The sequence below is a fragment of the Microbulbifer maximicatervae (SeqCode) genome, from assembly GCF_056232625.1.
Genome location: NZ_CP174324.1, coordinates 2727079 through 2752914, shown reverse-complemented (window position 1 = coordinate 2752914; position 25836 = coordinate 2727079). Strand labels below are relative to the sequence as shown.

At 47.8% G+C, this 25836-nt stretch carries 24 protein-coding genes; 5 read left to right on the top strand and 19 right to left on the bottom strand.

Features of this window, described 5'->3' with window-relative positions; all coding sequences use genetic code 11:
* Window positions 1-237 precede the first annotated feature (237 nt).
* From ACJJI6_RS12040 to ACJJI6_RS12000, 9 genes are all read right to left on the bottom strand, one after another.
* On the bottom strand, window positions 238-750 hold the full coding sequence (locus ACJJI6_RS12040; RefSeq protein WP_445363443.1) for an SEL1-like repeat protein: 513 nt from the start codon (window positions 748-750) through the stop codon (window positions 238-240).
* 107 nt (window positions 751-857) lie between these two features.
* Window positions 858-1340: a YcxB family protein gene (locus ACJJI6_RS12035; RefSeq protein ID WP_444895001.1), complete on the bottom strand. Its 483-nt coding sequence runs from the start codon at window positions 1338-1340 to the stop codon at window positions 858-860.
* 887 nt (window positions 1341-2227) lie between these two features.
* On the bottom strand, window positions 2228-2785 hold the full coding sequence (locus tag ACJJI6_RS12030) for a hypothetical protein (RefSeq protein ID WP_444895000.1): 558 nt from the start codon (window positions 2783-2785) through the stop codon (window positions 2228-2230).
* A 1429-nt stretch (window positions 2786-4214) separates the two neighbouring features.
* Window positions 4215-4637, bottom strand: coding sequence for a GNAT family N-acetyltransferase (locus ACJJI6_RS12025; RefSeq protein WP_444894999.1), 423 nt, complete (start codon window positions 4635-4637; stop codon window positions 4215-4217).
* 69 nt (window positions 4638-4706) lie between these two features.
* Window positions 4707-5180: an SF0329 family protein gene (locus ACJJI6_RS12020; RefSeq protein ID WP_475710585.1), complete on the bottom strand. Its 474-nt coding sequence runs from the start codon at window positions 5178-5180 to the stop codon at window positions 4707-4709.
* Window positions 5181-5335: 155 nt separating this feature from the next.
* A complete protein-coding gene (locus ACJJI6_RS12015; RefSeq protein ID WP_444894997.1) occupies window positions 5336-5749 on the bottom strand; it encodes a hypothetical protein in 414 nt (137 codons plus the stop codon).
* Window positions 5750-6526: 777 nt separating this feature from the next.
* A complete protein-coding gene (locus tag ACJJI6_RS12010; RefSeq protein WP_444894996.1) occupies window positions 6527-6688 on the bottom strand; it encodes a hypothetical protein in 162 nt (53 codons plus the stop codon).
* A complete protein-coding gene (locus tag ACJJI6_RS12005) occupies window positions 6685-7218 on the bottom strand; it encodes a hypothetical protein (protein WP_444894995.1) in 534 nt (177 codons plus the stop codon). Before ACJJI6_RS12005 ends, ACJJI6_RS12010 begins: the two co-directional genes overlap by 4 nt.
* A gap of 599 nt (window positions 7219-7817) precedes the next feature.
* Window positions 7818-8600: a YwqG family protein gene (locus ACJJI6_RS12000; protein ID WP_475710583.1), complete on the bottom strand. Its 783-nt coding sequence runs from the start codon at window positions 8598-8600 to the stop codon at window positions 7818-7820.
* Window positions 8601-9111: 511 nt separating this feature from the next.
* On the opposite strand from ACJJI6_RS12000, the gene ACJJI6_RS11995 reads away from it, so the two are divergent.
* Complete coding sequence (locus ACJJI6_RS11995) at window positions 9112-10098, top strand: transposase (protein WP_444894993.1); 987 nt, start codon at window positions 9112-9114, stop codon at window positions 10096-10098.
* Between the two features lie 291 nt (window positions 10099-10389).
* Here the strand turns inward: ACJJI6_RS11995 and ACJJI6_RS11990 are convergent, their stop codons facing one another.
* The gene (locus ACJJI6_RS11990; protein ID WP_445360274.1) at window positions 10390-10881 is read right to left on the bottom strand and encodes a hypothetical protein; all 492 of its coding nucleotides are present in this window, start codon (window positions 10879-10881) and stop codon (window positions 10390-10392) included.
* A 110-nt stretch (window positions 10882-10991) separates the two neighbouring features.
* Complete coding sequence (locus ACJJI6_RS11985) at window positions 10992-12347, bottom strand: ankyrin repeat domain-containing protein (RefSeq protein ID WP_444926895.1); 1356 nt, start codon at window positions 12345-12347, stop codon at window positions 10992-10994.
* 1292 nt (window positions 12348-13639) lie between these two features.
* On the opposite strand from ACJJI6_RS11985, the gene csrA reads away from it, so the two are divergent.
* The gene (gene csrA / locus ACJJI6_RS11980; protein WP_475710581.1) at window positions 13640-13828 is read left to right on the top strand and encodes a carbon storage regulator CsrA; all 189 of its coding nucleotides are present in this window, start codon (window positions 13640-13642) and stop codon (window positions 13826-13828) included.
* Window positions 13829-13988: 160 nt separating this feature from the next.
* Here csrA and ACJJI6_RS11975 read toward each other — a convergent pair whose 3' ends face one another.
* The 5 genes from ACJJI6_RS11975 to ACJJI6_RS11955 all read right to left on the bottom strand — a co-directional run bounded on the left by ACJJI6_RS11975 (window position 13989) and on the right by ACJJI6_RS11955 (window position 21272).
* Entirely contained in the window at window positions 13989-14828 is an 840-nt protein-coding gene (locus ACJJI6_RS11975) for a hypothetical protein (RefSeq protein ID WP_444926897.1), read from the bottom strand.
* Between the two features lie 562 nt (window positions 14829-15390).
* Entirely contained in the window at window positions 15391-18165 is a 2775-nt protein-coding gene (locus ACJJI6_RS11970; protein WP_475710578.1) for a valine--tRNA ligase, read from the bottom strand.
* A gap of 173 nt (window positions 18166-18338) precedes the next feature.
* Entirely contained in the window at window positions 18339-19229 is an 891-nt protein-coding gene (locus ACJJI6_RS11965) for a hypothetical protein (RefSeq protein WP_475710577.1), read from the bottom strand.
* 24 nt (window positions 19230-19253) lie between these two features.
* Window positions 19254-19676, bottom strand: coding sequence for a DNA polymerase III subunit chi (locus ACJJI6_RS11960; protein WP_108732077.1), 423 nt, complete (start codon window positions 19674-19676; stop codon window positions 19254-19256).
* A gap of 129 nt (window positions 19677-19805) precedes the next feature.
* Window positions 19806-21272, bottom strand: coding sequence for a leucyl aminopeptidase (locus tag ACJJI6_RS11955; protein WP_444892960.1), 1467 nt, complete (start codon window positions 21270-21272; stop codon window positions 19806-19808).
* A 189-nt stretch (window positions 21273-21461) separates the two neighbouring features.
* Between ACJJI6_RS11955 and lptF the strand changes: the two genes are divergently transcribed.
* Both lptF and lptG read left to right on the top strand, forming a co-directional pair.
* The gene (gene lptF / locus ACJJI6_RS11950; protein WP_444926901.1) at window positions 21462-22595 is read left to right on the top strand and encodes an LPS export ABC transporter permease LptF; all 1134 of its coding nucleotides are present in this window, start codon (window positions 21462-21464) and stop codon (window positions 22593-22595) included.
* Complete coding sequence (lptG, locus tag ACJJI6_RS11945; RefSeq protein WP_475710575.1) at window positions 22588-23649, top strand: LPS export ABC transporter permease LptG; 1062 nt, start codon at window positions 22588-22590, stop codon at window positions 23647-23649. Before lptF ends, lptG begins: the two co-directional genes overlap by 8 nt.
* Before the next feature lie 13 nt (window positions 23650-23662).
* Here the strand turns inward: lptG and ACJJI6_RS11940 are convergent, their stop codons facing one another.
* Both ACJJI6_RS11940 and ACJJI6_RS11935 read right to left on the bottom strand, forming a co-directional pair.
* On the bottom strand, window positions 23663-24157 hold the full coding sequence (locus ACJJI6_RS11940) for an RDD family protein (RefSeq protein ID WP_475710573.1): 495 nt from the start codon (window positions 24155-24157) through the stop codon (window positions 23663-23665).
* Between the two features lie 88 nt (window positions 24158-24245).
* Complete coding sequence (locus tag ACJJI6_RS11935) at window positions 24246-24734, bottom strand: hypothetical protein (RefSeq protein ID WP_475710571.1); 489 nt, start codon at window positions 24732-24734, stop codon at window positions 24246-24248.
* A 165-nt stretch (window positions 24735-24899) separates the two neighbouring features.
* Between ACJJI6_RS11935 and ACJJI6_RS11930 the strand changes: the two genes are divergently transcribed.
* On the top strand, window positions 24900-25052 hold the full coding sequence (locus ACJJI6_RS11930) for a hypothetical protein (protein ID WP_413664650.1): 153 nt from the start codon (window positions 24900-24902) through the stop codon (window positions 25050-25052).
* Window positions 25053-25084: 32 nt separating this feature from the next.
* On the opposite strand, the gene ACJJI6_RS11925 is transcribed toward ACJJI6_RS11930, so the two are convergent.
* Window positions 25085-25768, bottom strand: coding sequence for a class I SAM-dependent methyltransferase (locus ACJJI6_RS11925; RefSeq protein ID WP_475710570.1), 684 nt, complete (start codon window positions 25766-25768; stop codon window positions 25085-25087).
* Between the last annotated feature and the right edge of the window lie 68 nt (window positions 25769-25836).

The following is a 25836-nucleotide window of genomic DNA, read 5'->3' as shown; positions in this document are numbered from 1 at the left end:
TGCAGTTGTGTAGTGAAAGTTCACGTTCTTATCTGGGGAGATCGCTGTGAAGCTGTCAATGTGGCCACTGACTCTAAAGTAGCGTACTGCCATTATACTCTACTCAAGTGAAGGGCTACTCGACACTATCGTTGGGTAGAGATTCATCACGGATAGGGAACCGCCCATTGCGAACCCGAACGATGGGTAGTGTAGGGTCGGTAGCTAGAAACTACCGGCTACCCGATTTATGCATTTCTACCCATTTACTTGAGAATTATATTTTTTAAGTGCTGACATTATATCCTTGTCGGGATTTTCCATCCCCTTGTATATCAGCAGCGCCTTTTCACAATGCTTCTTTGCCTTGGCAAGGTTATAGGTTAATTGCTCTTTATCCGCATAAGCATGGCATAGATGATACTCAGATTCATAATGGCCAAGAGATACAGCTTTTACCCAGTATGAAACCGCTAGCTTTTGATTTTGTTTAATTCCGAAACCAAAGAACTTTAAGTACCCTAGATTATTTAGCACATCGACTTGTAAACCCTGAAATTCTGCATCAACATTTTTCAGATTAGATAGCTTTTCCCAAGACCTAGCAGATAGTTCATAGTCTTTATTTCGATAATGGCATGTACCTGTGTAATACAATTTTTCGGCAACATTTGAAGACTCCTCTAAGCCGATAGATTCTAGTCCGCAATCTTCCTTTGATAATACAGGTGCCGAGAATAGAACTAAAATTAATAATATTGAATTTCGCATGATTTTTCCAAAAATTACACGAAGAAAGCTATCTGTTGGAGGCCCGTAGGGTCGGGAAGAGCTGATTCGCCTTGGTGCGCTAGGCAAGATTCTAATTTTTATTGAAATCAATGTTTACCCTTAATCTTGGTAACTATCTCATTAATTAACTCAGCTGGTAATAACGATTTAGACAAGTACTGCTGCCCCCCAGATTTAGCCACCAAAATAAGACCTAAATCGGTTTCAATAATACGCTCGATATCTGCCCACAACAGAGCTGTTATCGTATAAGGATTCTGGGTCTGGATTCCATCCTTATCTATGGTTAATTTCACTTCACTACCGGCACTTTTCCCAAGCATCTGCCGTGCTAACCACCAAGCTCGTCGATATCGAATGTGAATCAGTTCCAGCACACCTAATGCAATTAACGTGCAACTTGCGATCTTAGGTTGCTCAGTAAATAACAGTAATCCCGCACCAGAAGATAATAGTAATGTAGGAAGAAGATAATTGGGCTTGACATTATTTCCATAGGGTAGAGATTGATCATAGCATTCGGCAAGGTAATCTCTGGATAAGGTAAATTGAGTACTAAAAGGCTTCATAAAAACAACCTATTGTGTCTGGTAAATTTGTCGTGGCACTACAGTGAGTGTCAGGATGATCCTTTAAGCTAATGTCAAATACGCCACATTTCTCAATAAGGCCTGGACTTAGCCTCACATAACGCCTTTAGCAACGGCAAATTACGGAGTCGAAGGCGTAGTAATTTGTCCGCTTGCCTAAATTAGGCACGCCCAGCGTGGGCGTGGACTAATGGGGTGAAAGTCCCGTGCAGGAAGATCACAGTTTAATGGGCGCCATTAAATGCTAACTACTAGCGAATGGCAACTGCAACGTCGTAAGGTATCGTGGGAAGGAAACCACTGGTAAGACTACGAGCTGACGGACCGAAATATCCTAGAAGGCTTAGCTTGGAGGCGAGTTGGCCAAGGACACTGAAGCCGGGTGATCTATCGGGTAGAGTCAACGATGCAGTTATGTAGTGAAGGTTCACGTTCTTATCTGGGGAGATCTGTTTAGCTTGCTGCTGTGAAGCTGTCAGCGTGACTGCAGACTCATTAGTAGGCTCAATCCGCTAGCCACCATTGCGGGGGTGGGAGAAAGTGGTGAAACACAGCAGCGCTTCGGTCAGTAATGATCAAGGTGATTAAACAGAAGTTAGTCGACGGCATAGTAGCCTAATGCCAATATTAATACCTTGTGTAGGGTGAAAGCGTCAACCTAAATCCATGAGTTAAAAGACAGGGTTAGCCTATCGATATATTTCCAGTTGGAGATAAGGTTGAGGTGCGCACTGCCATGACACTCAACTCAAATGAAGATCTGCTCAGCACTATCGTTGGGTAGGGATTCGTTACGGATAGGGAACCGCCCATTGCGGACCCACATGATGGGTGGGCCGGTAGCTAGAAACTACCGGCTACCCTATTTATAATGAGCAGACATCTTTTATTTTTGTGCTAAAAGCAGCGGTTACAATCTTCATTGTTGGCGCCTGCATTAAGTAATTGTTAAATATATTTCTAGCCTTATAAAAGGTTTCAAACTTTGCCTTTTCCTCAACGTCAGAGGAAAAGCCGCCCATCATATAAAAATCATTAAAATGTTCAAGCGCTTTTCTTTCACTGGTGTAGTGATAGTCGTCCTTAAGAATTTCATCCCAAGCTGGTGCTGTGGTGCCATCGGCAAGAACTATACTGTTGTTTATTACGTACTTCCCGATAATACTATCTGTATTCAACTGATCAGGCGCTATTTGTTCAAACTTCTTTGCTATGTAAACTTGTAAGTTATTACTTTTAATGTGCAGTGATACGAATTCCTTTACTTTATTGTAGTTTTCTGAATCTACCTTGGACATCTCTGATGCTGCGTACATGAAAGCCTTATTTTGAGCTTTTAGGTATTTAGAATACTCATCGCCTGCACATGAAGAATAAGTATTTACAGACATTAAAGCAAAGGCGAGTCCAATCACTTTTTTCATTTTGTCCTCCTTACTGAGTTATTGTGTCTGGGTCAACGGTGAAACTCATAGTGCTGAGCCCAGCAGCCAAAGGCTACGTGTTGCTGCTACGTTGTACGCCCAGCATTGGCGTGGCCTAATGGGGTGAAAGCCCCCTGCAGGAAGATCACCATTTAATGGGTTCCATCAAATGCTAACTGCTATCGAATGGCAACTGCAACACAGGGATGTCTTGTGGGGAGGAAGCCGCTGGCAAAACTACGAGCTGAAGAACAGAAACGTCCTGTAAGGCTTAGCCTGGAGGCGAGGTGGCCAAGGGCACCGACGTCGGGTGATTTAACGGGTAGAGTCAATGGTGCAGTTGTGTAGTAAAAGTTCACGCTCCTATTTGGAGAGATCTGTTTAACCTACTGTAGTTAACCTTCAGTGTACTTAGTTGATATCGTTATGTGATCGCTGGGTAGATATTCGTTACGGATTGGGATCTGCCCATTGCAGACTCGCATGGTGAGTGGTGTGGGGCCAGAAGCTACTGGCTACCCGATTCATGTGGCCGCTATGGGTTTACACACTGTATACTCCACAATCTACCTGAATTCACTTTAGGTTGCCTGCCACTAGAAACCATAACCATCTCTACAACTTCGCTGGGTATATATGTATATCCAGATTTACAGAGCTCTTGGGATCGCCTATGCAGATAATAGACATACAACTCTTCTTTAGTATTTTCGTATCCCCACACTTCAATATCGTAGCGACCACTCCCTAAGTCTTTCTCTTTGTAGCCCGGAGTATCATCCCCGTAGTTATCCTTCGTGATGTGGGTATATGGGATGTTATTCGTACAAGATATATACAGAATAGAACTCAATAGTACCCATAATTTCTTCAACATATATACTTCCACATAACGATTTTATCAGTGGTTGCTGGAGCGTAGCGTGATTGTTCAGCCCCAAAGGGACGATGCTGCCTAAACTTAGTATTCCCAGCACCGGCGTGAACTAATGGGGCGAAAGTCCCCTGTAGGAGGATCACCATTTAATGCTAACTACCAGCGAATGGCAACTGAAATACCGTGAGGTCTTTTAGAGAGGAAACCCGCTGGTAAGACCTCGAGCTGATAAACAGAAACACCCTATAAGGCTGAGCTCGGAGGCGAGGTGGCCAAGGGCACCGAAGCTGTGTGATCTAGTGGGTAGAGTCAATGGTGCAGCTGTGTGGTGAAAGTTCACGTTCTTATCTGGGGAGATCTGTTTAGCTTGCTGCTGTGAAGTTGTCGGCGTGGCCGCTGACTCAGAGGTAGCGCACTGCCATGACACTCAACTCAAGTGAAGCGTTGCTCGACACTATCGTTAGGCAGAGATTACGGATAGGAACGGCCCATTGCGGACCCGCACGATGGCGGGTGTGGGGGCCGGTGGTTAGAAACTACTGGCTACCCGATTTATATGACTGTAAGCGTCATTTGGTAAAATTTATCATCTTCGTTTTCTATGACAAACCCTAGGCGACCATAAAGTCTATATGCTGGACTACGTTTAAATACTCGTAGATCAATGAACCCTAGTTTTTTTTGCCTTGCAAGCTCGGTTACTTTAGAGATAACTAAAGCGCCTAACCCTTTGTTTTGTTGATTAGATACAACTTGAATATCTCGCAGTTGACAGCGATTGCTTTCAAATGAGAGTCTAACAACCCCAAAAACTCCATCATCATTCACTACATCATAGTTCTCAAGATCTTCAATTGCATTGCGTACATCTGATAAAGTCCAGTCAACGCCATACATGTCATAGTACTCCTGCATGTTGGCAAGAGTAAGTTTTGCAGATTTATCCAAGTCTTGGGTTTTAATGAATTTTGTCATTGGTCTAGTCAAAACATCTCAATAATTGAGCGAGGCTAAATGTGGTATTGTGAGTAAAACGAACCACGCTTAGCAGAGTCCGGTTGACTGTTTAGTTAGTGCTGAGGCCATACGGAATTCTATAATTTTTAAAGCCGCTTTATTACCAATTTTTTTCTTCAATTTGGGCAGGCGTCTAGTTCCAATGCGTTTATCTGCAGCTCGAAGTATATTGATAAGCCCCCAGCAGTCATTTTCAAAAATCTTATTCATAATTTCGTCTTTAGGGGTATCTATGTATTCACGAAATAGATTTGATATGTCTGGAATGTCAGTTCCATACGGATACCACTTCGACGGTTTTCTCTCTGGATGTGACTTACCCACAAAATCTTTTGGATAATCCCAGATGATATCTTTTCCGAGAGTTATCCAGTAGCGCGGACAATTCGTACTTCCCATTTGTGAGTTCATTCGATAGGAACGACATTGTAGCTGCAATTTCAGCCCTTCTGCACGAAGAAGATATAACTCTTTTTGTAACTTACTCCACGGTTTAGACATTCTTCACTCTTGGTAGCACTAATGCCCGCCGCACGGGCGAGGAACTTGTTGCGAGTCCAGCGCACAAAGTGCGCTATTATGCCTGCGCATGGTACGCCCAACATGGGCGTGGAATAGTGGGGTGAAAGTCCCCTGTAGGAAGACCACCATTTAGCTTATTTGCCACAATTTAGAACAAAAAGTCGATGTACTTTCACTCGGCATGATCCATTTTCCGATTCTAATGAAAGATGACAAAAGTGCGATTTATATGTCTGACAGTCTTTTTTCTCCAAATAACAACTAGAAACCAATTCTGTTTCTGCTTGGAGAATTTCGTCTTTATCTGCAATCCAAATATTTGTATCTCTAAGTACTGGCGATAAATTTTTACTAAATATGGGAGACCCTGATTCTATACTATCCGGAAAAAATCCGTGTTTTTCTTTATAAGTTAGAACCTGAGCCTTCAATTGAACCAGAGCTTCCATTTTCTGCTCTGATTCGACATTAGAGCACCGTATATCCTCAGTAGCACTCGTTTCAACTCCCAGCGCTAGAAGAATGGGTAATAACAATACTTTGTTCATAGAGAAGCTAACGCCAAGTTTTACAGTCCAGCGGAGGCGTAGCCACAGCGAGTAACAACGCCTTGGTACGCCCAGCATGGGCGTGGACTAGTGGGGTGAAAGTCCCCTGTAGAAAAATCACCGTTTAATGGGCGCCATTAAATGCTAACTACTAGCGAATGGCAACTGCAATACCGTGAGGTTTTGTGGGGAGGAAGCTGCTAGCAAGACTACGAGCTGGCGAACAGAAACACCCTATAAGGCTTAGCCCGGAGGTGAGGTGGACAAGGACGCCGATGCCGGGTGATCTAATAGGGAAAGTCGATGATGTAGTTGTGTAGTGAAGGCTCACTTCTTATTTGGGGAGATCTGTTTAGCTTGCTGCTGTGAAACTGTCAACGTTGCCGCTGACTCATAAGTAGGCCCAACCCGCGAGCCGCCATCGCGGGGATAGGAAAAAGTGTTTGGACACAGCAGCGCCTCGGTCAGTAATGGCCAAGGTGATTAGACAGAAGTCAGCCGAAGGCATAGTAGCCTAATGCCAAGTTTAATACCTTGGACATGGTGGAGGCCTGAAGCCAAAATCCACGCGTTAAAAGACAGGGCTAACCTACCAATATGTTGCCAGTCGAATAAAATTGAGGTAGCGCAGTGCCATGACACTCAGCTCAAATGAAGAGCTGTTCGAGACTATCGTTGGGTAGAAATTCATTACAGATAGGAAACCGCCTATTACTGACCCGTACGATGGGAGGTATGGGAGCCAGTGGCTGGGAACTACCGGCTACCCGATTTAGCTTATTCTTCCTCGTCGTCCCGTTCTACCAGATTATCTGGAGAACCGAATGTATCTTTTTTACTCAACTCATCTTCGATGTCTTTAGGGCGAGGCTTAAAGAGATCTTCGGAGGATTTCTTTAATTCTTCTTCTATTTTCTTTAATTCATCACTACTTTTCATAGATCTTTTACCAAATAATGAGGTACGCCTTGCTTTCCAGGACATAACGAAAATCCACCGTGTGATGAATAATATTTCACCAACTTATCATTGAGTGGATCCATTACCCTAATTTGAGTCGCGCCGATTAGACGCGCATACGCTTCATAGGCCAATAATGAAACAGGAAACATATCGTTTGCGAACAAAACATGCTTGTTGAAACGCTCAATAAAATCCAAACGTATAGCTGTGCCTCTGTAGGTCGGCCGACCGAGAGTTAATGAGCACAAAGTACTTCCGTACCACACAGAAAGGTCAAACGCCTTTGGATAGAAAATTTTGTACCGGCTAGAAAAATTCCAATTCCAGCTCACAGAGCGTTCTTGATTCAAATCTATTGATTTGAAAGCAGCAAGAGCTTTGTGATCTATTGCCTCTAACGTGATTTTTCCGAGGAGGTGCCTTGGTAAGTTTCTGGATGCTATGTCTCTAGCTTGAGAGCCCAACTTCTCATATTTATTGATTGTTTCTAGATGCGAAATTTGCATTCCAACTCCTTTTGTCAATTTAACTTCCGTACAAGTTAACGCCCCACACAGGGACAGACAAATAAGCGCAGCATTTTGGTTGTTCAAGTGACCAACGGGAGCGATTGCTGCTGCTTGCTACGCCCAGCATGGGCGTGGACTAATGGGGTGAAAGTCCTCTCTAGTAGGATTAGCATTTAATGCTAACTACTAGCGAATGGCAACTGCAGCGCCGGGAGGTCTTGTGGGGAGGAAGTTGCCAGAAAAACTAAGGGCTGACGAACAGAGATATCCTATAAGGGTTTGTCTGGAGGCGAGGTGGCCAAGGACATTAAAGCCGGGTGGTCTGGCGGCTAGAGTCAATGATGCAGTTGTGCAGTGAGAGTTCACGTTCTTATCTGGGGTGACCTGTTTAGCTTGCTGCTGTGAAGCTGCCTGCATGGCCGCTGACTCAGAAGTAGCTCACTGCCATGATAGTCAACTCAAATGAAGACCTGCTCGAGACTTTCGTTGGGTAGGGATTCATTACGGATAGGGAGCCGCCAATTGCGGACCCGCACTATGGGTGGTGTGGGGGCCGGTAGCTAAAAGCTACCAGCTACCCGATTTAGCTTCTAAAATTAGCCACATTGTAAAACTAGCCATGCATTGGAAAAGTTAGCATTTCTAGCTTCACTTTCCTTGACCCAAAAATACAGCATACCTAAATCACCCCACATGATTTCAATATCATCATCCGAATCAAACTGAAATAGGAGCCGCCAATCATTCTCTTGCTCTCTTAATAGTTTTGCTTCTTTGGAGTTGTAGCCTTCGGGGCCGCCGCAGTTTACTCCTCCACTTACAAGCTGACACTCTTCTTCCATGCTGTCATTTTGAATTGGGGACGGAAAGCCGCTAACTTGATGCCTAGGCTCATCACCATAAAGCTCATCAAGAAATTCATAGTACTCTTCATCTTCAGACAAACCCAATTTCTCAAAGCTAATTCTTTGAGAATCAGGAAAGCTAGTGAATCTCTCAGAAATTACATATTTTATTTCTGGTGCCACATGATCTTCATTCAAGTCATCAGGTAGTTCTGTTGATTGAAAATCACCGTCACCACTTTCATATATAACAGCCCAGCCACCTCTATCTTTTGGATCAAAACCCCAAGGCCATTCTTCTAAATCATAAAAAAATAAAAGTCGTCCATGACTTGGTAGCCAATCTATGACCTTTTCAGGGTTTATTTCTTCTAAGTCAAATTGAGCAATGAAACCTAGGGGTTTATCATTTTTTCTGGGCCAATCAATAGATGTTCGAGTTAATGGTAGACCACCTAGAAAGCTTGCTGTTTCTTTGTCTGAAGATAAAATTCTTAAGCAATCTATTCCAAGCTTTTGTATTTTTTCATTCATTTAACTCTAACCCTAAGAAGAAGCTAACGCCCGTATTTGCGGCTGAATTGGAGCGCAGCGGAAAACCAGTCCGACAACATGCGTTTGGTACGCCCAGCGTGGGCGTGAACTAATGGGGTGAAATTCCCCTGTAGGAAGATCACCGTTTAATGGGTCCCATTAAATGCTAACTACTAGCGGATGGCAACTGCAACGCCGGGTGATCTAACGGGTAGAGTCAATGATGCAGTTGTGTAGTGAAAGTTCACGGTCTTATCTGGGGAGGTCTGTTTAGCTTGCTGCTGTGAAGTTGTCAGCGTGGCTGCTGACTCATAAGTAGGCCCAACTCGCTAGCCCCCAAGATGGGGGTAGGAAAAAGTGGTGGGACATAGTAGCGCCTCGGTCAGTAATGGCTAAGGTGTTAATCCTGGGCACCAACGAAATAGAAAGTATAAACCGCCATCCCTATTGACAAAAGATTGAAATTCCACAAAATACTGTATTTTTATACATGCAAATGCGCGTGCAGCCGATGACTCTACCGCGAAGCACCCAGATATCTCTTGATGCAACACCGTACTATCACTGTGTCTCCCGCTGTGTACGGCGTGCATTTCTATGTGGCAGAGATACTGAATCCGGAAAAGATTACGAGCATCGGCGCGAATGGATTGAAAGCCGTATGCATAAGTTAGCCGAGGTGTTTGCGCTAGATATTGCCGCCTATGCAGTAATGAGTAATCACTACCATATAGTGCTCTATATCGACACAAAATCAGCTAACAAGTGGTCTCTTACAGAGGTAATTACTCGCTGGAAAAAACTCTTCAAAGCCTCTAGCTTGGCCCAGCGCTATCTTCAGGGCGATACTCTCGATCACGCTGAGGAAGACAGGCTAAAAGAGGTCGTTTCCCTATGGCGGGAGCGTCTAATGGATATCAGCTGGTTTATGCGCTGTTTAAATGAATCCATCGCCCGCCAGGCCAATGCTGAAGACAACTGTACAGGCCGCTTTTGGGAGGGCCGGTTCAAGTCTCAGGCTTTACTGGATGAAAGAGCACTCGCCGCCTGTATGGCCTATGTAGACCTTAACCCCATCCGTGCCAATATTGCCCAGACACCTGAAGAGTCTGATTACACTTCGATTCAACAGCGTATTCGTGCGGCAGTCTCAGGTAAGCAGCCCAAAAATCTACTTCCGTTTGTCGGCGGTGAGCGTTTGAATATGCCGAAAGGGCTTCCTTTCCAGCTGGATCACTATTTGGAGTTAGTGGACTGGAGCGGCCGGCATTTAGACCCAAGAAAACGGGGTTGTATTGCCGAAAACATACCTCCTATTCTGGAGCGACTCGGCATTTCACCCAAGCACTGGCTTTATTTCAGCCGGAACTTTGAAAGTCGCTTTAAAGGCTTGGTGGGATCGGTAGAGGTTGTACAAAAAGTTTGTGCTCAACTCGATAAGCGCTGGGTACACGGTATAAGCGACTGTCGGCGCCTCCTCTCATCTACGCCCTGCTAATCTACCCCGGCCTCAAGTACTCAACAGCACGATTACCGCCCTTTAATCGAAAAACAGCGATCCCAATAGCCTGAAGACCAATTCCAAGTACTTAATCTCCTTTACCTGTAAACCAAAGAGAAAGAGCCGCCAGAGAGGGAGCTAGCTCTATTGCCGGCACCACCCTCCAGTCATTGGCTGTCCTAGATCTTCGGAGATTCATTACGGATAGGGAACCGCCCATTGTGGGCCCGTACGATGGGTGGTGTGGGGCCCGGTAGCTAGAAACTACCGGCTACCTGATTTATGCATTTAAATCGATAGTTTATTTATGCGCATATACACCCAGACAATAAAAATGGCCATTAAAATGCTAGGTAAAGTAAAAATACCAGCGGTCATAATTAACGGAACAACTACATCTATATAGTAACCTGTTGCACAACCACCAAAACCGCCACAAATTGAAGCTACCCCCCAGCTTGTATAGGTTGGAAACGACAAAATGAAGCAGGCAACAGCTAAAATTTTTATTTCTCTTGATTTGCCACTTCTCAAAATTATTGCCGAAACATAGCTTAACAATATGAAAAGAACCGTATAAGTAACGTACGATGCTATTTTAAGTTCTTTATCCCATTCAAAATATCCGCACGAGTATGACGACCCATATGCACAACTATTAGTGATGCTAGCAGCTAGAAAGCTGAGCACGTCATAAGCCAGCTGTCGTGTAACAACAATCAATATTAACCAGATTAAGAGTGTACCCAATATAAGGCCTATATATTTAAGTGCTCTCATCGTCCCACCTATAGTAGTTCCACTGCATACCGCTAAGATAACCTGTGCTGATGGGTGGTGTGGGGGCCGATAGCTAGAAACTACCGGCTACCCGATTTAGGCATTGATACTTATAAAAGCCTAAGTCGCGCTTGACCTTCCGTTGAAGAAAAACTGTATACACCTTCTGAGGAGCAATGCAATTCAACATTCGATCTGGCACAGCTACAAACGAATCTAGTTAACCAATGATTAATGGAAGCTAGGTCAATTTTTCTAGTGCCATCTAAATTTACCCCGTGGTAACTAGGGTTTAAATAATGAAAGATGTCCTCATCTGTAAATCTACTAATTTTATGCGCTTTCAGTATTTCAAAGAATGTTTCAAGAAGAACATTCCATGGGTGTAACAGAAACTCTCCCTGCATATTTATTTTCTTTATAAGATCTGGAGATATTTCATCGTCAGAAAGAACACGTTTATTCTTAGTTGCACCTTTCTTCTTATAAGTTTTCCACATCTCTCGGAAGTGCTTTTTATCTGCAGGCTTGAGCGCTTTCGTATCTCTAATTAAAACTCCAAAGTCCTGACCTGTGTACGCACACATTGAAATATCAGCACCTTGACTTATTAGAAGGTCGATCGTTTCTCGAAGTCTTTTTCTTGTATTATTATCACTGACTCCAAAGTATCGATTAAGCGCATGCATTAAAGGTGTAGCTCCACTTCGTATATCACGCTTATTAATATCTGCACCGCGTTCCAGGAGCCAGTTAATTTGTTCTATCGCAGTATACGCCGAAGCCTGCATCAACGCAGAACGACCAGAATGACTGCCCAACCTATCTACCTCTTCGTCAAGCTCGTATAGTTTATCCATTAATTTCAAAAGCATATCCACACGTTTCGGTTGCTTAGAAGAATTAATCACAAATTGCCAGATTGGTTCGGGGGAAGAGCTTGCATATTTATCATTAGCTATAAGCAAGGATGCAAAACCATAGCGCCCAGCCTTTAACGCCAAGCCAGTATATGACGACTGATTTCTAGGGTTGAAATCAATTTCTGATGACATAAATGCACTATAGACTTCCGTTATATATTTTTGACGTTCATCTAAATTATTTGAAGCATTAAATTCATCTTCAATCAGTGAAATTGCTGCAAACCAAATTGGCCTGCCTCCAAAACCAGCAAACCCCGAAGCGTCACATATTGATGATGCACCGCTATTTGCGAATTCAATAGCAGCTTGTGAATAATCGCTCAAGACAGATATTTTTTCTTTCTTACTTTTCAATTCCGCGAGATGATTTCGTGTTACATTAAATATAGATTGGAAAGCGATTATTTCTTCTCGTTTTTCTAGGCCTGCAAAGTGCTGAACTTCATCTTCTTCCCACCATCGGCCATCCGGATCTAACCCGGCGGAAAGTAGCAAATCTCGATAAATTGATCTAAGGATTTGTTTTCTTTTTTCATTCATCCAAATAGTCTCTACATATTTTGCTTAGCAGCTATATAGTAATAATAATTCTGACCACTATTGTCATGATTATTATCTCAGAATCAATTTCTACTCCACAGCCTAAATTTCTATTTAATACTGTAGACTTAAAGTAATCTGACACGTGTGTACAAACTGGAAAAGCGATCACTTTGACTACTATCTCAATTTTAACATTAGTCCTTAACCCATTGATTTAACGACTTTTGTTAGATCTATCTTCTTGCTCCCCAATATAACGGTCAATATGATCGTAAACCCCTAAGCTAGCACTCACGAACTTTATCAGGTTGGGTCTAATTGGGGGTAAGGTATCAAGTGTACCTCTGAATAACTCCGTAATATCTCTGCGGATCTTGAAGGCTACAGATATTAGGTGCATTTCACCGCGAATGGCCGTAGTCCTTTGCAAGTGTTGCAACGCAGCAGCTGTGGTCCGCCTTCGGGGCTTCCATAACGATTCATGCCCCGTGTTGCGACTGCTTGTACGGTCTAGCTAGACATTCCTGCGAAGCTGCGTTCTGATTGTGACCGCTCTGTAAGTAGAAGCATCACTGGGTTGTTCAAAGGCTCCTAAACCCCGCAGTAATATCCTAAAAGTCTGCAAACTACTTTGGTTTATCGATAGATCTTTTCTGTAGATATGTGGAAGACATTTCAGCGGTATTGATGATCTATTGTTTTCTGAATTCCAGTGTGGGAGCCGTTGGGGGGATTAATTTTCACAGCCAATTTTATGCACAGCCGAAACTTCCAAAGCGTGAGCAATAAAAAATATAGGCACAAAAATAATCTTATTGGATTTTATTGGAGTTTGTTTTAGTGTCAAAGCTGCGTAAAATCGGTGGATATTTATTGGTATTTGGGTCGTTATTGAACAGCCTTCTAAAGGCCGATGACCAAAGAGATTCGAGAGAATCAAGAATTTTCTAAAAACCATTCCCTCAAAGGAGAACGGTAGCGTGACGTAAGAGTAAGTAAAAGGCGCTGACCCAAGGTGCGCTAACACCTGGGGCCAGCTAACCAAATTGATAACCCAAGTATCAAAATGGCTATATGGATCATACGCTAGAAACCCGCTCGTCTTCAATAAAGTGGAGTCCATTCAGTAGTTTGGGGCGTGTCCCTTGGCTCTGGAAGCGTTGCGTCTGCCTTTTCTACCTCTATGCCTACCGTTCTCGCGCTCCACCTAATACTTCCTTAAAAGTTACTTTCAAACCCTTCCATTAAGGGAGGTCTACGCATGGTTTGAGTATTAATAGGAAACAAATATGTTGATCTTAAAGCGCCGGACGGGTGAAAACTTACGGATTGGATCGAACGTCTCAATTACGGTATTGGAAGTTAAGGGTAATCAGATAAAGATAGGCATACGTGCCCCCAAATCTCTACCCGTTCACCGTGAGGAAATCTATAGACGTGTCCAAAAGGAGAGGGTGCTGGGGGATGGAGGTGGTTGAGATTGCGGAGCACGCGAGGCAGCGGCGTGCGTTGGCGCGTCGAGTCCGCCGGGCGATAAGGTTAACGCCGTGATATACAGCGGGCTGCGCGAAGAACAGGCCGTCTGGTGGAGCCCCAAAAGGGGTGAAACGAACATCATCACCATGTTATTTTATTTCCTTACTTCACTATAATTTTTCTATTTTTTTTAATCACGTGATCAGGAAGATGGCTTTCATCCTTACTTATTCGGATAACACCACGTTCCATAATTACACTACCGTTGTAGCGGTCACCAAGACTAATTCTACCAACCAATTTCAAAACTGGAGTTGTCTTCTTTTTAGGAGTTTTATCTTCGTATTCTAAGATGCCACTTTCTTCAATCTGGAGTAGTAGTAACCAATGGAAAGTTGCAGAACCACCAGTCGAGTCGTAAGCGTGAACAACATGAATCCCAGACTCTGACGTTCCAAGATATTCGTACCCGAACAGCTCTCTATTGTCTTCACTCGAAACCTCTATGAATTTTCGTTCTTCAGATACCCGTTCTGCAATTTCACCGAAGTATCTATTACTTGAATTAGCCCCAGCAATATCGATAGAAACTATTTGCCTTCCACTATCTGAAAGCCATCCTACTAAGTCTTTTAAAAGGAGGGGATTTATCAATGTTTCTTTTTGGAACGAATATCCGTGTCTTTTCCACAGTTTCGCTGACGGAGAGTCACTTGTTATGATAAGCTCTGGCCGCTTAGTAAACTTAAAAAAATAGAGCAATGACACCGCTAGAAATATCAGGATAGCTCCAATGATTATGCCCAGTTCATCCAGCGGATTGTTTTGTAGGTTTATCTCGTATTTTTCAGATTTGATGGAAACACTACTTAGCAGCGCTATAAGTTTCGGAGCCATAATTAGGCTCATTCCAGATATGAGTGCTCCATAAATAACACGGTTCTCGACCTTAGGATTGACATAAGAATCCAGTTTCTTCAAGAATATTTCTGTTATTTGCATATTCTTCCTAATACGTGTTTATAAACTAACATTTATATATAGTAATCATTCTGACCACTATTATCATGATTGCTACCCTGGAATCAATCTAACGAAGAAATGCGTAAAAATCTTGAGGGATCAATAAATTACATACAAGTCTGAACTCTTGTTCCAAATGCAAGAATGAACACTTTACTCTCTATCCCCCTTGAATAGACTTTTTCTAGCTTCCTAGAGCTTTCAATCATTCATGATCTTTGTAAAAAATAACAGTCAAACCAATCGAAAATTATGTTGATTTCTTATCAGGTACTTACGAGGGTTGAAAAATTGGGCGGTGCTTGAAGCGTTTTAGCGCGCTTTAGGTTGTATACCACTTGGGTAAAGTTGTTTTTAGAGCTGACAAACCCATAAGCGATACAGGTACATTGGGCAGATACTCGGATTCTGAAGTTGATAGAAAATCGGAAGGCACTAGGGGAAGAAGGGGTTGCTTGATTTACATCAAAAAAAGAAAAGGGGGCAGAGCCCCCTTTTTTAAATCAGATCCGTTCTTTATCGGAGCGGATTACCAGCACCATTAAAGGTTGCTGATTTCTTCAAGTTGCTGCTGCAGGCGCTCATGAGCACCTTTCATTTCCGCGAGTTTGTCCTTCTCCTTGGCAACAACGGCTTCGGGGGCTTTGTCCACAAACTTAGGATTGTTGAGTTTGCCTTCAACCCGTGCGAGTTCTTTGGAGAGTTTATCAATCTCTTTTTGTAGACGGGCGCTCTCGGCTTTAACGTCGATCAGGCCAGCCATGGGTACCAGCAATTCCATATCGCCTACGAGGGCAGTGGCGGAGGCTGGTGCAGCTTCTCCACTTTCCAGCCAGGTGATTTCTTCGAGGCTGGCCAGTTTGATCAGCAGGCTGCGGGCTTGCTCCAGCAGTTCTTTGTCACGGCTGGAACCGCCGCGCAGGATCAGTGGGATTTTCTTCGCTGGGGAAATATTCATTTCACCGCGAATATTACGCACGCCTTCAATAACCTGCTTCAACCAGGCAACAGCCGCTTCCGCTTCCTCGTCGATCTTGCTGTTATCGGCCTCAGGGTATTGCTGCAGCATAATGGTGTCACCGTTGGAACCGGCGAGGGTTTTTACACGCTGCCAGATTTCTTCAGTGATAAACGGCATCAGCGGATGAGCCAGGCGCAAGATGGTTTCCAGTACGCGGATCAGGGTGCGGCGGGTGCCTTTTTTCACTGCGTCGGAGGCGTTGTCGTCCCACAATACCGGCTTGGATAGTTCCAGGTACCAGCTGCAGTACTCGCTCCAGACAAAGTCGTACAGGGCCTGGGAGGCGAGGTCGAAGCGGTAGGTATCCATCGCTTCGCGTACGGTAATTTCGGTGCGCTGCAGCTGGGAAATAATCCAGCGGTCGGCGATGGTCAGTTCAAAATCCGTGCTGCCATCATGCCCACAATCGTGCTCTTCGCAGTTTTGCAGTACGTAGCGGGAGGCGTTCCAGATCTTGTTACAGAAGTTACGGAAGCCTTCGATACGACCCACATCAAACTTGATATCGCGGCCGGTGGAAGCCAGTGAGTAGTAGGTGTAGCGCAGGGCATCGGTACCGTAGGCTTCGAGCCCTTCGGGGAAGTCCTTGCGGGTTTGCTTTTCGATCTTCTCGCGCAGGTGGGGCACCATCATGCCGGAGGTGCGCTTCGCTACCAGGCTCTCCAGGTCGATACCGTCGATCAGGTCGATGGGGTCGATCACGTTGCCCTTGGTTTTGGACATCTTCTGGCCGTGGTTATCGCGGACCAGGCCGTGCACGTACACAGTGTTAAACGGTACTTCCTTCTTGAAGTAGAGGGTCAGCATCATCATGCGCGCGACCCAGAAGAAAATAATGTCGAAGCCGGTGACCAGCACGGAGCTGGGGTGGAAGGCTTTCAGTTCTTCGGTATCTTCTGGCCAGCCCAGGGTGCCGAAAGTCCACAGGCCGGAAGAGAACCAGGTGTCGAGTACGTCGTCGTCCTGGCGCAGGCTGATGTCGGCGCCCAGGTTGTGCTTCTCGCGCACTTCCTCTTCGCTGCGGCCAACGTAGACTTTGCCATCGTTGTCGTACCAGGCGGGGATGCGGTGACCCCACCACAGCTGGCGGGAAATACACCAGTCCTGGATATCGCGCATCCAGGAGAAGTACATGTTTTCGTAGTTTTTCGGTACGAACTCAACGCGGCCATCTTCAACAGCGGCGATGGCTTCATCGGCCAGGGGTTGGGTTTTTACGTACCATTGATCGGTGAGCCAGGGCTCGATCACTGCACCGGAGCGGTCTCCGTGAGGTACCTTGAGGGTGTGGGGCTCTACTTTTTCCAGCAGGCCGAGGGCGTCCAGGTCGTCGACAATCTGGGTGCGCGCGGCAAAGCGCTCCATGCCCCGGTATTTTTCCGGAACTGCGTCGTTCAGGTGGGCGTCGGCATCGAGGATGTTGATCATCTCGAGGTTGTGGCGCTGGCCCATTTCGTAGTCGTTGAAGTCGTGGGCTGGGGTGATTTTTACACAGCCGGTGCCGAATTCACGATCGACGTATTCGTCGGCAATAATCGGGATTTCGCGATCCGCCAGGGGCAACTTGATGGTCTTGCCGATTAGGTGCTGGTAGCGCTCGTCTTCCGGGTGTACGGCTACGGCGGTATCGCCGAGCATGGTTTCCGGGCGGGTAGTAGCGACTACCAAGTGACCGGAGCCGTCAGAGAGCGGGTAGCGGAAGTGCCACAGGTGGCCCTGCTTCTCTTCGTTTAGTACTTCCAGGTCTGAGATCGCGGTGTGGAATTTCGGGTCCCAGTTCACCAGGCGCTTGCCGCGATAAATCAGGCCGTCTTCATACAGTTTGATAAAGACTTCCTGCACCGCTTTGTAGAAGCCGTCGTCCATGGTGAAGCGTTCGCGGGACCAGTCGGGGCTGGCGCCCAGGCGGCGCAGCTGGCGGGTAATGGTGCCGCCGGACTCTTCTTTCCACTCCCAGACCTTCTCAATAAACTTGTCGCGGCCCAGGTCGTGGCGGGATACGCCTTCGGCGCCCAGCAGGCGCTCTACCACCATCTGGGTGGCGATACCGGCATGGTCGGTGCCCACTTGCCACAGGGTGTTGTCTCCCTGCATGCGGTGGTAGCGAATCAGGGCGTCCATGATGGACTCCTGGAAACCGTGGCCCATATGCAGGCTGCCGGTGACGTTCGGCGGCGGGATCATAATGCTGTAGGGCTTGGCCTCAGTATCCCCGGAAGGCTTGAAGTAGCCGTTCTCCTCCCAGGTTTTGTACCACTGCTGTTCGATGGCGTTGGGCTGGTATGTTTTGTCCATGCGGGCGGGAAACCTTGTGTTTAACTGACTGCGTGCACAGCGTTTTGGCTCAGGATAGTCTGGTGCTTGCTCGGGCTGCGCGGAAAAGGCGGCAATTATACCGCCGGGGTCTGGTGGGCAAAAGGCGGTATTTGAGCTTAGGGAGTTATTCAGAGGCTCCCTTAGGCCGTCTCTTAATCCCAAACGCCGAGCTCGTCGACCACGTGCTCTATTTGGGCGCGCAGGCGGCGCTCCAGTTTGGGCAGCTGCTGGGCGACGAGTTGTTCGATCAATTCCTGGCGCTGGCGCTCTTTGGCGGAGGGCTCAGGGTCTGCGGCCGGATCTTCTTCGGCGGCTTGGGCCTCAGTGCTTGGAAGTTCAGCTTCTTCCTTTACTTCAGGGGCTGGTGCCACTGTTGCTGGGGCTTCTGTTTCCGGGGGCACTGGGGCTTCGGTTACTTGGGTATTTTCTTCAACTGGCAGGGGCCGTCCACCGGTGAGGCGGGAGCGAATATGATTTGGCAGAAATGGGTTTTCCGCCCGGGGCTCCGGCTGCGGTTCGGGCTGTCTCTCCGGTTCGGCCTCTGGGAAATCTTCAGTTTTGGTTTCCCGGGAATTCTGCTCTAACGGTGTTTCAAGCGGTTTATCTTCAACGGGCTCTTCTTCGATTTGCCCGGTTTCTGCGGAAGCTTGCGGTTCCTCATCCTCTACAGCCAGCTCTTGAAGCGGGCGCAATAGAGCCAGGTCAGACTCTGCCAGCGACAGAGATTGCTGGGCCAGCATCTCTTCTTCAACCGGTGAAAACAAAATCGGTAAGTCGATCTCCTCCATTGAAGTATCGATATCTTCAAATTCACTGGTAGCCGGTGTCCCACTGGGTTTTGGTATGTCGGCAATCGTGGGAAGAGTGGGGGGCTCAGGGGTTACAGGATTACCCTGCTTGGCCACCTGGCTGAGCACGGGGATTTCTTCATTGTTCTCGTCGGTGACAAGCAAGTTGTGCAGTGAATTAAGTTCATCCAGAAATTCACTGGGCTGCTTGCGCTGCTGTCCGCGTTGCTTGTGTTTGTTTTTTTTGCCGGACATGACTCTCGGACGTAGTTAGAGGCTCTAATTGATCTTATGGGATTGTAACGGATATCCGCGATCGCGGAAGTGACCAAATCGCAATCGAGACCGTTTTAATGGTTCCGGTTGTTGGATCACAACTTCTGCCAAGCGTTCAAAGCGGCTAAACCACTTGGGTACTTTGGAGCAGAGGTTGATCAGTAAGCCGTGGTGATCTGCGGGGTCTTCGCCACTGTTAATTTCTATTTGCGCCTGTTGGTTTTCAGTTTGCGGGGCGTGGGGCAGGAAACTGTCCTCGCGAAATGTCCACAGCAGTTGATCCATCTGCTCCGCCCGTTGCGAGTCGTCCACCGCGATTAATACCCGCATACCCGCGCGGAAGGCTTTCTCAGCCAGGCGGCAGGCAAAAACATCGGCGTGTTCCGGTTGGTCGGAAGAGAGAATATAGAAATCAATGCGAGTCATTACAGATACTGGTCAAATAATCCCGGCCATATTGATACGCTGCCAAAAACAAAAGCGGCCCATTAATCAATGGACCGCCCGGCGCGCCGGGCACCGATGGTGCCGGCGGCTATTGTGCGCTTTGGCTACTTATTTGCCCAGTAGATATTCAACCAGTAGGGGAACCGGACGGCCGGTTGCACCTTTCTGTGCGCCGGACTTCCAAGCACTACCGGCAATATCCATATGTGCCCACTTGTAGTCTTTGGCAAAACGCGCCAGGAAGCAGGCAGCGGTTACTGAACCGGCTTCGCGCCCACCGATGTTTTGGATATCGGCAAAATTGGAATCCAGGGAGGACTGGTACTCGTCCCACAGCGGCATTTGCCATGCGCGGTCGCCAGTAGTTTCGCCAGCCTGGAGAAGGCTCTTGGCCAGTTCTTCGTTATTGGCGTAGAGACCGGTGGCGTGATGGCCCAGGGCGATAACACAGGCACCGGTGAGGGTGGCGATATCAATCACTGCGCTGGGCTTGAACTTGGCTGCGTAGGTGATCGTATCGCACAGAACCAGGCGGCCTTCGGCATCGGTGTTGAGGATTTCGATGGTTTTGCCGGACATGGAAGTCACAACATCACCGGGCTTGCTAGCGCGGCCGCTAGGCATATTTTCAGCAGCGGCAACCAGGCCTACTACGTTGATAGAAGGCTGCAGTTCAACCAGGGCGTTCATTACGCCGAAGACACTGGCGGCACCGCCCATGTCGTATTTCATTTCGTCCATAGCCTGGCCCGGCTTGATGCTGATGCCGCCGCTATCGAAGGTGATGCCTTTACCAACCAATACCACAGGTTTTTCGCTGGCCTTGCCACCTTTGTAATTCATGGCAATCAGGGCGGGGGGCTCGTCGCTGCCCTTGGATACGCTGAGGAAAGCACCCATGCCCAGGGCTTTCATTTTCTTTTCGTCCAGCACGCTGGTGGTGAGCTTTGCATGTTTTTTGGCCAGCGCCTTCGCCTGGGCAACCAGGTAGTTGGGGGTACAGATATTGCCTGGGAGATCCCCCAAATCACGGGCGACATTGCTGCCCAGTGCTTGAGCGGCACCCACTTCCATGCCGCCTTGAATAGCTTTCAGCTGCTTTTTCTCTGGAGCGTGGATGGTGAATTTTGCCAGGGGCAGGGGCTTTGCATCGGTGCGGGACAGGGTGTAGCGGTAGCTTGCCAGACCGGCGGCCATGGCAATTTGCTGTGCTTTCCAGCGATTGTCGGCACCTTCAACCTCTACTTCGCAGAGGTAGCTTGCGGCCTCTTTAAAGTTCTTTACCCCATTGGCACTGCTGGCTGCCAGCTTGCGGAAATCCGCCTGGCTGATGGTGCCTTTACCGGTGCGTACGACCAGAACGCGCTCGCTGGGAACGTCGATAAGATTGATCAGCTGGGTGCTGCCAGATTTGGCCCCCAAGTCCCCGCGCTTGAGGATTTTTGCAATCATTCCCCCGGTCAATTTATCCAGGCTTTTTCCACTTTCGCTGAGGTTATTTTTGGCATCTGCTGAAATAATAGAGCAGGCACTGCGTTGTTTACTGATATCTGCAACCTTGGCGGAGAACTGCATTTTTCGCTTTCCTTAAAATCTGACAATAGATTGCATGTCTCTAGGCCGAGACATAGCAAGAATTTTTAGTGATAATGCGTCGCACAAGTTTAACCCGCCTGCCTATGGATTGCTGTACCTAGAGGGAAACTTGCTCGTTTTTGATTCAGACACCATCACACCGCTGTCACCAAGGAATTTGTTCGCCCTGTGATTATTTTTCGCTATCTCTGCCGCGAGCTGCTGTTTGCCACGCTAGCGGTTAGCGCAATTTTGCTGTTAATTGTGATGAGCGGCCGATTCGTGAAATACCTGGCGGAAGCTGCCGCCGGTGATATTTCGGCGAATATCCTGTTCTCCCTGATGGGATTCCGTTTGCCGGGGTTCCTGGAACTGGTATTACCACTGGGCCTGTTTGTGGGGATTCTCCTTGCTTATGGCCGCCTCTATATAGAAAGTGAAATGACGGTTCTGCACGCCTGCGGCTTTAGCGATTGGCGTTTGCTGGGCTATACCATGATTCCAGCACTGATGCTGGCGCTGGTGGTGGCGTCCATGAGCCTGTATTTCTCTCCGGCGGGTATGGAGCGTTCCACTAGCCTGTTAAATGCAGAAAAGGCGCGCAACGAATTTGATCACCTGGTACCAAAGAGATTTGTGTCCTCCCAGGGCGGCCGCGCGGTTTACTACGCCGATGCGTTGAGCGAAGACAAGTCCACCATGTTGGGGGTGTTCTTGGCTGAGTTGGGTGGTGCGGAAGAGGAAACTGAGGCAGACCAGCAGATTGTCATCCGTGCTCGTGAAGGTGTACAGGAGATAGATCCTGAGACAGGCCTGCGCTATTTGGTACTGCGCGACGGTTTTCGCTATGAGGGTGTTCCCGGTGAGCGGGAATACCGCCAGATGAAATTTGACAGTTACTCGGTGATTCTAGAGGTGCCTCGCGAGCGCAGCCGCTTGCAGGACCAGATGGAATCGGCTTCAACCCTGGATCTCCTTAAAGGTGATGATCCGCAACAGCGGGCCTACCTCTACTGGCGCTTCAGTCTTCCGATATTGGTATTGGTGGTTGCAGTACTCGCAGTGCCCTTATCCCGTACCAACCCTCGCCAGGGGCGTTTTGCGAAGATGATCCCGGCCATTCTGCTGTATATCACCTACCTGGTAATCCTGCAGGGTGTCAGGGGGGCGATTGAGGACGGCAAGATTTCCAATCCGGCAATGATTTGGCTGGTTCACCCGCCGTTCTTATTGCTCGGCTTGCTGTTGTTAGCGGGAAGAAATTGGCGCAAGGCGCCGCCCAAGCGTTTGCCCGAGGGTGTGAAGGAGTCGCCAGGTGAGTAAGCTCGATTTATATATCGCCCGCACCGTTATTGTTGCTGTGGGTGGCGCACTGATGATTATTCTTGGCCTCACTGTGGTCTTTGCATTAGTGGACCAGTTGGGGGAGCTGAAGAAGGATTTCGGCTTTATCGATGCCCTGAAGTATGTGGGTTGGACATTGCCGGCGCGTATCTATGAACAGCTGGGCTTTTCCGCCCTGGTTGGGTGTCTGGTGGGGCTGGGTTCATTGGCAGGTACCAGTGAGCTGACCGTTATGCGGTCTGCTGGAGTCTCAATCGGTCGGATTACCTGGGCGGTGATGAAGCCCATTATGCTGCTGATTTTACTGGGTTTGGGCCTGGCAGAATTTGTTATTCCCAAGACCAATGTAATTGCCGAGAGTGACAAAGCCCGGGCATTGGGTGAGCTGGAGGCGAGCGGTCTGGAAAGCGGTCTGTGGCTGAAAGACAGCGGCGAGTTTGTTCACTTCAACGCAGCACTGCCGGATGGTGAACTTTACGGTGTTACCCGCTATCACTTCGGTGCCGATCGAGAGCTGGAACAGGTGGAGTTTGCTGAGCGCGGCCATTTTGATGGCAAGCGCTGGGAGCTGGAAAATAGCCGCACGACTAACTTCACCGGTGAGCATACCGAGAGTGAGGCGCTGCCTACGACCGAATGGAAGGCGGAGATTTCGCCAGAGTTATTCGCTTTGGTGGTGCCTTTGCCTGCGGATCTGTCACCGCGCAATCTGTGGGCTTACGGCAAATTCCTCGATCGCAAGGGTGAAGACTCCAGTCGCTACTGGCTGCAGTTCTGGAAAAAGGTATTGCAGCCTCTCACTATCGCCAGTCTGGTGATGGTGGCGATTTCCTTTATTTTTGGCCCTCTGCGGGAAGTAAGCACCGGACTGCGTGTGTTTACCGGATTGGTGGTTGGCCTGGTGTTCCAGTTTGTCCAGGATATGCTGGGGCCGTCCTCCTTGGTATTTGGCTTCCCGCCTTTCCTCGCGGTGCTACTACCGATATTGCTGTGCTTTGGCGCGGGATGGTATCTATTGCAGCGGGCCCGTTAGGGCCCCAGGCCTTCTACTTTTTAGGCTTCTTGGGAAGTACGCGCACCTCGGATTCGGAGATAAGGTCATGCCACGTGGCCTTGTCGGATCTGGCCCAGGCAGAGAAGTAACCGAGTCCCAAACAAGCAATAGACAGCGGCGCTACGATGGCGCGAAGGATGCACTGGCGCCAAGTGAGCTGGGCTCCGTTTGGGCTCGCCAGTAGCAGACGCCAAGCGCGCATCCCCACAGTTTGACCCGCAGCCCTCCAGGACCAGAAGTAATACCCTACGATAACCGCTAGAGCGCCCAGCTGGAAGAATGGTCCGCTGACACAGGGGTTGTAGTCATTTGCCGCGGGCTGGCAGTTGAGGCCCACCACGGTAGAGACAACCATCAGCGCGATAAAGCCGTAAACCACCAGTAGGCCCATCAGTATCAGCAGGTCGTAGAGCAGTGCGGCCAGGCGTGGACCCACCCCGGCAACAGGGAGTTCAGGAAAGGATTTGGGGGTGTTCGAGCTACTCACGGTTATCTCCGCCGGTTTTAAGTGGCGGAGATTCTAACAAACCTGTAAACGGGGAAGGAGAGGTAGCGCGCCTGAGTTCAGGGGCTCCCTAAAACTCCAGCTCAAAAGAGAACTTGAATTTGTCGTCGGACAGAGAGATGCCGTAGTCCACCGAGCTGCCAATCTTGCCCTCGTTGTTGGTGTAACGGAGCAACCCTGTACGTGCGGCGCGGGAGTTCTGTGTCTTGTACGTTTCTAGACCCATTCGCAGGATTTTGGATAATGCCTTGCCACCTTTCAGGGGCTTAAACTTATCAGGATTGGTGTGCATCTGCAGCCACTGGTAATTCAGGCGTCGCTGTACGTTGCTCATACTATTGGTGCGCAAGTACTCGGCGGACTGGAGCAGGGCTTCATTATCCATTGCAAATGCACTGTCGGAAAAAAACAGACTGCCGGATTCCATATTCAGGGTTTCATGGGAATCCGGGATAAATAACTCATCGGCAGAACAGACACAGCACGCGGGCAGAAGAAATAGGCCAACGGTTTTTGGCACTAGTTGATTGGCGCTGAATCGGAAACTGCAGAGTAGCATTCTGTTTACCCCTGGGTGTCAACTTCTCATTTCGATGGCCGCAAGCGGTCGTTGAATTTATTATGGGTCACCCTTAACAAAGCATTTTTTCGAATTAATTAGGCGGCTGATGCAACTCCACTTACTGGACAGTCCGAAAAAGTCATCTCTTTCCTTGGAGGCCGCATGAAATGGATACTTTTTCATTTTTGTCTAAGTGGTCGCGAGCGTGAGCAGGAGCCCGCCAATGTTTTTTTATTATTGTTTTGGTATTTCTGTGCCAACGCTGATGAAAAAATTGTCTTGAATAGCTCCTCTTTCCACCGGATCGGGGCTTAGGTGCCAGGAAAGAGTTCCAAAATGCGCTACCGCTAAATTCTTCCACAAATAATCAGTGAGGATGGGGTTGGTTGGCTATCGGCTCTGGGTTCGTGAATCGCTTCTATGGCAAAGCTGTTGTCACGAAATAGCTGGACCCAACTTTCCAGGGTGCGGAAATACCAGGGAGCGGCTTCTTCAAAATCTCCCTCAATACCTTCCCAAGATCCCGGGCGCCATCCATCTCGATAGGGCTCATTACCGCAGGCCTGATGGGGGTGAAGAGTTTGGATGACAAAATACCCACCGGGCAGCATTAACTCGCGTGCATTGCTGAATAGTTGCTCGACAGATTCCTTTCCGATGAGGGAGAAGTTGCACACGATAAGTTCAAACTGCTGTTCCAGTTTTTCGGCGCAAATTTCTTCGTATTGCAATCGCCGGTAGGACTCATTGGCGCCTGCTCGAGCGCTGGCAATATCCACTAAATCTTTAACGCCATCGACACCACAGACTCGAATACCTTGCTCCGCCAGTTTTCTACTGAGCCAGCCTTCACCGCAACCGATATCTAAAATACTCGCAGGTTGGTACGCCATGATTGTGCTGACAATGGCGGCATCAGTGATCAGTCGGCGGCTGGGAATGGCGGCATTGTCTACTACTTTAGTCCACTCATGAGCATTCTTATGCCAGCAGGTGAGTACCTGATCATCACTGAATTCGGAATTGGGCATGCTTGGGTGACCTCCAGCCTGTCATTATTCACAGCTTGAGTGTACCGTCAGTGGACCATCCAGCTACA

Coding starts and splice junctions, on each gene's coding strand:
- ACJJI6_RS11990 (WP_445360274.1), bottom strand. CDS start 10,881: ATGAGAGCACTTAAATATATAGGCCTTATATTGGGTACACTCTTAATC.
- ACJJI6_RS11930 (WP_413664650.1), top strand. CDS start 24,900: ATGAAATGGATACTTTTTCATTTTTGTCTAAGTGGTCGCGAGCGTGAG.
- ACJJI6_RS11975 (WP_444926897.1), bottom strand. CDS start 14,828: ATGCAAATAACAGAAATATTCTTGAAGAAACTGGATTCTTATGTCAAT.
- ACJJI6_RS12040 (WP_445363443.1), bottom strand. CDS start 750: ATGCGAAATTCAATATTATTAATTTTAGTTCTATTCTCGGCACCTGTA.
- ACJJI6_RS12015 (WP_444894997.1), bottom strand. CDS start 5,749: ATGAACAAAGTATTGTTATTACCCATTCTTCTAGCGCTGGGAGTTGAA.
- ACJJI6_RS11955 (WP_444892960.1), bottom strand. CDS start 21,272: ATGCAGTTCTCCGCCAAGGTTGCAGATATCAGTAAACAACGCAGTGCC.
- ACJJI6_RS12030 (WP_444895000.1), bottom strand. CDS start 2,785: ATGAAAAAAGTGATTGGACTCGCCTTTGCTTTAATGTCTGTAAATACT.
- ACJJI6_RS12020 (WP_475710585.1), bottom strand. CDS start 5,180: ATGTCTAAACCGTGGAGTAAGTTACAAAAAGAGTTATATCTTCTTCGT.
- ACJJI6_RS11935 (WP_475710571.1), bottom strand. CDS start 24,734: ATGCTACTCTGCAGTTTCCGATTCAGCGCCAATCAACTAGTGCCAAAA.
- ACJJI6_RS11985 (WP_444926895.1), bottom strand. CDS start 12,347: ATGAATGAAAAAAGAAAACAAATCCTTAGATCAATTTATCGAGATTTG.
- ACJJI6_RS11965 (WP_475710577.1), bottom strand. CDS start 19,229: ATGTCCGGCAAAAAAAACAAACACAAGCAACGCGGACAGCAGCGCAAG.
- ACJJI6_RS12005 (WP_444894995.1), bottom strand. CDS start 7,218: ATGCAAATTTCGCATCTAGAAACAATCAATAAATATGAGAAGTTGGGC.
- ACJJI6_RS11960 (WP_108732077.1), bottom strand. CDS start 19,676: ATGACTCGCATTGATTTCTATATTCTCTCTTCCGACCAACCGGAACAC.
- csrA (WP_475710581.1), top strand. CDS start 13,640: ATGTTGATCTTAAAGCGCCGGACGGGTGAAAACTTACGGATTGGATCG.
- ACJJI6_RS12025 (WP_444894999.1), bottom strand. CDS start 4,637: ATGACAAAATTCATTAAAACCCAAGACTTGGATAAATCTGCAAAACTT.
- ACJJI6_RS11970 (WP_475710578.1), bottom strand. CDS start 18,165: ATGGACAAAACATACCAGCCCAACGCCATCGAACAGCAGTGGTACAAA.
- ACJJI6_RS12035 (WP_444895001.1), bottom strand. CDS start 1,340: ATGAAGCCTTTTAGTACTCAATTTACCTTATCCAGAGATTACCTTGCC.
- ACJJI6_RS12010 (WP_444894996.1), bottom strand. CDS start 6,688: ATGAAAAGTAGTGATGAATTAAAGAAAATAGAAGAAGAATTAAAGAAA.
- ACJJI6_RS11995 (WP_444894993.1), top strand. CDS start 9,112: ATGACTCTACCGCGAAGCACCCAGATATCTCTTGATGCAACACCGTAC.
- ACJJI6_RS12000 (WP_475710583.1), bottom strand. CDS start 8,600: ATGAATGAAAAAATACAAAAGCTTGGAATAGATTGCTTAAGAATTTTA.
- ACJJI6_RS11925 (WP_475710570.1), bottom strand. CDS start 25,768: ATGCCCAATTCCGAATTCAGTGATGATCAGGTACTCACCTGCTGGCAT.